The organism is Streptomyces sp. NPDC006265 (assembly GCF_040613555.1).
Lineage (GTDB): Bacteria > Actinomycetota > Actinomycetes > Streptomycetales > Streptomycetaceae > Streptomyces.
Genome location: NZ_JBEXSH010000553.1, coordinates 1 through 5961, shown reverse-complemented (window position 1 = coordinate 5961; position 5961 = coordinate 1). Strand labels below are relative to the sequence as shown.

The following is a 5961-nucleotide window of genomic DNA, read 5'->3' as shown; positions in this document are numbered from 1 at the left end:
ACCACGACGCCGGGGGCGGCGCCGCGTTCGACCCGGTTCGCGATGGACCGGACTCCCGGGGTGGTCCAGTCGAGGGTGTCGACCGTCCATCCGAGCGGTTCCATGCCGAGTTCGGCGCCGATCTGGAAGGCGGCGCGGTTCCAGGCGCCGTAGGGCGCGCGGAACCACTCGGGGCGCTCCCCGTAGGCGTCCTCGATGACGTCGCTGGTGCGTTCCATCTCGGAACGGATCCGGCGACGGGTGAGGCGGGTCAGCAGCGGGTGGGACCAGGTGTGGTTGCCGACGACATGGCCCTCGGCGGCCATCCGGGCCAGCAGCTTCCTGCCGCCGGCGACCATTTCGCCACACACGAAGAACATCGCGCGCACGTCGTACTCGGCCAGGGTGTCGAGGATGTCCGGGGTGAAGCGGGGATCGGGGCCGTCGTCGAAGGTCAGCACCATGGTGCGGCCGCGTCCGGATACCTTCAGCGGTGCTTCGCGGCGTACCAGGGTCCGGCGGGGCGCGGCGCGCGGCGGGCCGTATCCGGTCACGGGCCGCAGCCGGTACGCGGAGGACTTGGCAGGCCGGGCCCGGGGTCCCGGGGCCGGGGCGGAGGTGACGGGTCCGTCCCCGGTGACGGTCGTGATCACTCCGGCCGTCGCGACCGCTCCCATGGCGCCGGCGCCGGCGATCAATGCCCGGCGCCGGGTGAGCAGCCGGGTGAGCAACTGATCCTTCTTCATGACTCATCAGTCGCCCGGCCGAAGGCCGCCGCACACGAGCAACACCGGTGCGGCGGCATACATTCACCCGTTCGGCCCACACGGGTGGGTCAGCGGCGGCGCACCAGGGGGAACGGCAGCGTCTCCCGGATGGTCAGTCCGGTGAGGAACATGACCAGCCGGTCGACGCCGATGCCGAGGCCGCCGGTGGGCGGCATGGCGTATTCGAGGGCGTCGAGGAAGTCCTCGTCGAGTTCCATCGCCTCGGGATCGCCCCCGGCGGCCAGCAGGGACTGGGCGGTGAGGCGGCGTCGCTGCTCGACGGGGTCGGTGAGCTCCGAGTAGGCGGTGCCGAGTTCGGTGCCGAAGGCGACGAGGTCCCAGCGTTCGGCGAGGCGGGGGTCGGTGCGGTGCTGCCGGGTCAGCGGGGAGACGTCGGTCGGGAAGTCCTTGTAGAAGGTGGGCAGCCGGGTCTTCTCCTCGACGAGCCGCTCGTACATCTCCAGGACGACGTCGCCGTGGCCGTCGTCGGCGGTGTACGGCACGCCGACGCGATCGCAGAGCCGCAGCAGCCCGGGCAGTTCGATGCCGGGGTGGATCTCCTCCCCGATGGCCTCACTGATGGCGCCGTAGACGGTCTTGACGGGCCACCGGCCGGAGATGTCGTGCTCCTTGCCGTCCTTGTGGGCGACGGGGGTGCCGAAAGCGGCGGTCGCGGCGCCCTGGATCAGTTCACGGACGAGGTCGAGCATCACGTCGTAATCGGCGAAGGCCTGGTAGGCCTCCAGCATCGTGAACTCGGGGTTGTGCTTGTAGGAGACGCCCTCGTTGCGGAAAGTGCGGCCCAGCTCGAAGACCTTCTCCAGGCCGCCGACGCACAGCCGCTTCAAATACAGCTCGGGGGCGATGCGCAGGTAGAGGTCGAGGTCGTAGGCGTTGATGTGGGTGGTGAAGGGGCGGGCGTTGGCACCGCCGTGGATCTGCTGGAGCATCGGGGTCTCGACCTCGAGGTAGCCGCGTTCCAGCAGGCCCTGGCGCAGGGCCTGGACGGCGGTGGAGCGGGCGCGGATCACCTGGCGGGCGTCGGGGCTCGCGACCAGGTCGAGGTAGCGGCGGCGGACCTTGGCCTCCGGGTCGGCCAGGCCCCGGCGTTTGTCGGGCAGCGGGCGCAGGCACTTGCCGGTGAGCTGCCAGGAGGTGACGAAGACGGTCGGCTCGCCCTTGTCGCTGACGCCCGCCTTGCCGGTGACGGTGATGTGGTCGCCGATGTCGGTGTCGGCGGTGAAGCGGTCCAGAGCGGGGCCGGAGCGGTCGCGGGTCAGGGCGAGTTGGTGGTCGCCGGACCAGTCACGCAGGACGGCGAAGACGATGCCGCCGAAGTCGCGGACCAGCATGATCCGGCCGGCGACGGTGACCTGCTCGCCCGGCCGTACCTCGGCGAGGGTGTGGGTGCGGGCCGGGACGCCCACCGGGTAGGGGTCGATGCCGTCGGCGCGCAGCCGGTCGAGCTTGTGGTGCCGGACGCGCACCTGGTCGGACAGGCGGGAGAGGGGGTCGGCGGGCTCGGTCCCGTCCCCTCCGGCGAGGCCGAGCGCCGCCAACGACGGCAGCCCCTCCGTGGTGGCGGGCCGCTGTCCGCCCTGCGGGTGCCCCTTTCCCCACAACGTGCGCATCGACGGTACGGAGACGAAGCCCTCGGCGATGCCGGAGGCGAGACCGACCCGGGCGAGGGAGGCGGCCTCCGCGTAGCAGAGGAAGCGCGGGTACCACTCGGGGCGGTACTTGGCGTTGGAGCGGTACAGGGCCTCCAGTTGCCACCACTTGGAGAAGAACAGCAGCAGGCGGCGCCAGAGGCGGAGCACCGGTCCCGCGCCGATGCGCGCCCCTTCCTCGAACACGGAGCGGAACACGGCGAAGTTCAGCGAGATCTTGCGCACGCCGAGTTTCGGGGCCACGGCGCACAGTTCGGCGACCATGAACTCCATGACGCCGTTGGGGGCGGTGCGGTCACGGCGCATCAGGTCCAGGGAGACGCCGTCCTTGCCCCAGGGCACGAAGGACTGGATGGCGAGGAGCCGGCCGTCCTGGTCGAGGGCCTCGGCGAGGAGGCAGTCGCCGTCGGCCGGGTCGCCGAGGCGGTCCAGCGCCATGGAGAAGCCGCGTTCGGTCTCGGTGTCGCGCCAGGCGTCGGCGCGTTCGACGAGCTGCCTCATCTCGTCCTCGGAGAGGGTGGAGTGACGGCGGACGCGGCAGGTGACGCCGGTGCGGCGGACCCGGTTGACGGCCTGGCGGGTGACGCGCATGTCGCGGCCGTCGAGGTCGAAGTCGAGGACGTGCAGGATCGCCTCGTCGCCGAGCTGCAGCGCGCCGAGCCCGGCGCGGACGAAGGCCCGGGCGCCCTCCTCCGAGGCGCCCATCACCGCCGGGACCCAGGCGTAGCGGCGGGCCACGTCCTGCCAGGCGGCGATCGCGTGCGGCCAGGCCTCCCGGTCACCTACCGGGTCGCCGCTGGCCAGGCACACCCCGGCCTCGACCCGGTAGGTGACGGCGGCCTTGCCGCTGGGCGAGAAGACGGCCGCCTTGTCGCGGCGGGTGGCGAAGTAGCCGAGGGAGTCCTGGTCGCCGTATCGGCCGAGGAGGGCGCGGATGCGGGCCTCCTCGTCGTCGTGCAGGGCGGCTTCCAGGCGCTGGGAGCGGAAGAGGGTGGCGGCGGCGTTCAGCAGGGCGAGCGCGCCGAACAGGCCGAGCAGGAAGTACAGGGCGTGCGGCGGGCGGCCGTCGAAGCTGTCGGCTGGCACCAGGCCGCCGCAGACCCGGTTCGCGGCCCAGGCCAGGCGCTCGCCGCGCGGCAGACCGCCCGGGAACGCCTCGACCAGAGCCCAGCCGACCAGGATCGCCACGACCAGGCCCGCCACCAGGACGGCCAAGGCCCGGCGTACGGCGGCGCGGCGGGAGGCGGCGTAGAACTCCCTGCGGGCGTAGATCAGCAGGATGAGGGCGAGGCCGCACACCACGAAGGAGGGGACGGATTCGGCGAACTCGCCGACGGCCATGCCGAGGATGTCGGTGAGGACCAGCAGCCCCAGGTAGATGACGACCAGCCACCAGGCGATCTTCTTGCGGGCACCGGTCGCGGCGGCGAGCAGGAACAAGAACACCGCGTAGGCGAGGTTGGCGCTGACCGGGACGAGCAGGAGGTCCAGGAAGCGGGCGAGGGGGCGCAGCCCGGTGCGCAGCGGGGGGATCAGCGCCAGCAGGGCGCAGAGCAGGCCGAGGGCCCCGAAGAAGAGGGCGAACCCCTCCGGTACCCGGCTCAGGAAGCCGTGCGCCCGGCGGGGCGGCCGTATGGAGCCTGAGGTGTCCTCGGCCGTCCCGGTGTCCGCGATGACGCTCATGCTTTCGACTCTAGGAACACCCGCGCCTCGTCGCCCGTCGAGCGCTCCCGCACCGCGGGGCCCAGGAGGCCCGGGCATCCCGTCCGGCACCCGCGTGCGCGGACTTCGCGTCCCGCCCGGCATTCGGACCGGGGGGTTCCGATAGCCTCGCGGCGTGACGGAACAGCACTCCCATCAGTTCGAGCGGGGCACGTACGGGCCGAAGGTGATCGTGGTCGGAGTGGACGGCTCCGAGTCCTCTCTGCGGGCCGCGGCCTACGCCGGCGGCCTGGCCCGGCGGCAGCACGCGCTGCTCGCCGTGGTGTACGTGCAGCCGGTGCTGGCGGCGGGCGCGGCGCTGGGGGTGCCGGTGGCCGAGACGACGGACGAGATCGCCGAGGACCTGGTGGCGCAGATCCGGGAGTCGGCCGAGCGGCTCAAGGGGATATTCGAGGTCCGGTGGGAGTTCCACACGTTTCGGGGTGACCCGTACAACGGCCTGGTGACGGCGGCCGACGAACTGAAGGCCGACGCGGTGGTCGTGGGCGCTTCGGAGCAGGCGGGCCACCGCATCGTCGGCTCGGTGGCGGTCCGCCTGGTGAAGGCGGGGCGGTGGCCGGTGACGGTGGTGCCGTAGGGCGACGCCGGATCCTGCCCGATCGCTGCGGGGAGTCTTCCGTTCCGGAGGGTGGAAGGCCCATCATGATCCGCCGTCAGCCGTTTGCCGATCGCGAAGAGGTGAGGCGCATGGCCGGGCTCCGGATGGGTGAGGGGATTCTCCGCCGCAAACCCATTGAGCAGATCGAGGAGACGGAAGCCGGCGAGGGCGGCGGGCTGGAGCGGTCGCTGGGGCTGTGGCAGCTGACCGCCGTCGGGGTCGGCGGCATCATCGGCGCGGGCATCTTCACGCTCGCGGGCACGGTCGCCAACGGCACGGCGGGTCCCGCCGTGCTCATCTCCTTCCTCGTGGCGGGCGTCGCGAGTGCCGCCGCCGCCCTGTCCTACGCCGAGTTCGCCGGGCTCATCCCGAAGGCGGGATCGGCCTACACCTACGGTTACGCGGTGCTCGGCGAGCTGGCGGGCTGGTTCATCGGCTGGGACCTGCTGCTGGAGTACACGGCGATCGTGGCGGTGGTCGCGATCGGCATCTCCGGCTACTTCAGCTTCCTGGTCGGCGAGATGGGGGCCGACCTGCCCGCCTGGATGCTGGGCGCCCCCGGTACCGGCGACGGCCACCGGGTCGACCTGTTCGCGGCGCTGCTGTGTCTGCTCACCGCCTACCTGCTGAACCTCGGCATCAAGAGCGCGGCGCGTTTCGAGACGGTCGTGGTCGTTCTGAAGGTCCTGGTGGTGCTGCTGGTGATCGGTGTGGGCGTGTTCCACATCGACACGGCGAACTACAACCCCTTCTTCCCGTACGGGGTGGGCGGCGCGTTCACGGGCGCGGCGACGGTGTTCTTCGCGGTGTTCGGCTACGACGCGATGTCGACGGCGGCCGAGGAGTCCAAGGACGCGCAGCGGCACATGCCGAAGGCGATCATCTACTCGCTCGTCATCTCGATGGTGCTGTACGTGGCGGCCTGCCTGGTGCTGACGGGCATGCAGGACTACAAGGACATCGACCCGGAGAGCGGCTTCTCGACGGCGTTCAAGTCGGTGGGGCTGGGCGGCCTCGCCGATGTCATCGCGGTCGGCGCGATCATCGGCATCCTCACGGTGATGTTCACCTTCATGCTGGGCGTGACCCGGGTGTGGTTCTCGATGTCCCGGGACGGGCTGCTGCCCAAGTGGTTCGCGAAGACCCACCCGACGCGGCACGTGCCGACGCGGGTCACCTGGATCGTCGGGGCGGCGTGGGGGGCGCCCCCCGGGGGGGGGGCGGT

4 protein-coding genes are annotated in these 5961 nt (G+C 71.7%); 2 read left to right on the top strand and 2 right to left on the bottom strand.

Translation table 11 applies throughout. The features are described from left to right. Window positions 1-725 (bottom strand): polysaccharide deacetylase family protein (locus ABZ281_RS33575; protein WP_356661677.1); only part of this gene is annotated, 725 nt, incomplete at its 3' end. An 89-nt stretch (window positions 726-814) separates the two neighbouring features. Beyond that, a complete protein-coding gene (gene lysX, locus ABZ281_RS33570; RefSeq protein ID WP_356661675.1) occupies window positions 815-4099 on the bottom strand; it encodes a bifunctional lysylphosphatidylglycerol synthetase/lysine--tRNA ligase LysX in 3285 nt (1094 codons plus the stop codon). 154 nt (window positions 4100-4253) lie between these two features. Between lysX and ABZ281_RS33565 the strand changes: the two genes are divergently transcribed. Together ABZ281_RS33565 and ABZ281_RS33560 are read left to right on the top strand one after the other, a co-directional pair. Further along, window positions 4254-4715, top strand: a complete 462-nt coding sequence (locus tag ABZ281_RS33565; RefSeq protein WP_356661673.1) for a universal stress protein — start codon at window positions 4254-4256, stop codon at window positions 4713-4715. Window positions 4716-4825: 110 nt separating this feature from the next. Continuing rightward, the coding region (locus ABZ281_RS33560; RefSeq protein ID WP_356661671.1) for an amino acid permease at window positions 4826-5961 on the top strand (1136 nt) is incomplete at its 3' end.

Excerpts from the sequence above, each read along its gene's own strand:
- lysX (WP_356661675.1), bottom strand. The coding sequence starts at position 4,099 with ATGAGCGTCATCGCGGACACCGGGACGGCCGAGGACACCTCAGGCTCC.